The sequence below is a fragment of the Psychrobacter sp. 1U2 genome (genome assembly GCF_051847575.1).
Genome location: NZ_JBPYDC010001005.1, coordinates 1 through 744 on the forward strand (window position 1 = coordinate 1; position 744 = coordinate 744).

The following is a 744-nucleotide window of genomic DNA, read 5'->3' on the forward strand; positions in this document are numbered from 1 at the left end:
CTCATCGTTTGGCACGTCATCATCTTCGCTACTTCTAGGAGAAGTGTCTGGCGCGATAAATATCATGCCAAGCTCGCTACATCTTTGTTGAAAATGCGCTTTATGAGTGACGTTGTCAGCATTACAAGTCAAACCTGATAGATATAAGATGGCAGGACAATCCTTTCCTGCTAGCGCCTCATCTGGCAAATAGATACTAAACGTCATTGACGTTTTGGTCGCTGTCGATTGATGACTGTAATAATGCTGTTCGCCATCAAAGCAGCGATTCACGCTTTTTTGTGTGAGCTGAGTATTAGTAGATAAACTGTTGTTATAAGAATTGTTCATAATGACTATCCTTTTTTATTGAACTTAAAATAAATCATGCTTTATCGCGTCAACCAATAAGACAATGATAACATTTTCAGAAATGACGGACGTAGTGATAAGTAAAACGAAAGATACGTCATTGTGAGCAAAATCAAACGCGCGATCACATAAGATGATAATAGTGGCGAGCATAGTAGATCGCTACTATGACTTAAACAAAATGACGCTTATTCATTACTTTGCGCCGGACATAGCAGTGCTTTTATTACTATTGATAGCATCATCATTGATGGCATTATTATTAATAGTATCTTCAAGCATTGCGCCGCTGGCTTCCGTATTATTAGTAAGATGCTCTACCGAGGAGCGCGTTTTATCAAACAATACTTTTTCAAACGCTGGTAATGCTGTCTCCATCAAACTACCGACGAC

The 744-nt window shown here is 39.0% G+C and carries 1 protein-coding gene and 1 pseudogene; both read right to left on the reverse strand.

Annotated features, from left to right (window positions below; translation table 11 throughout):
• On the reverse strand, window positions 1-330 hold a 330-nt coding region (locus ACS8FD_RS20040), incomplete at its 3' end, for an alpha/beta hydrolase-fold protein (RefSeq protein WP_439277160.1).
• 216 nt (window positions 331-546) lie between these two features.
• Window positions 547-744 (reverse strand): annotated as a pseudogene (locus ACS8FD_RS20045) (hypothetical protein); the annotation flags it as partial.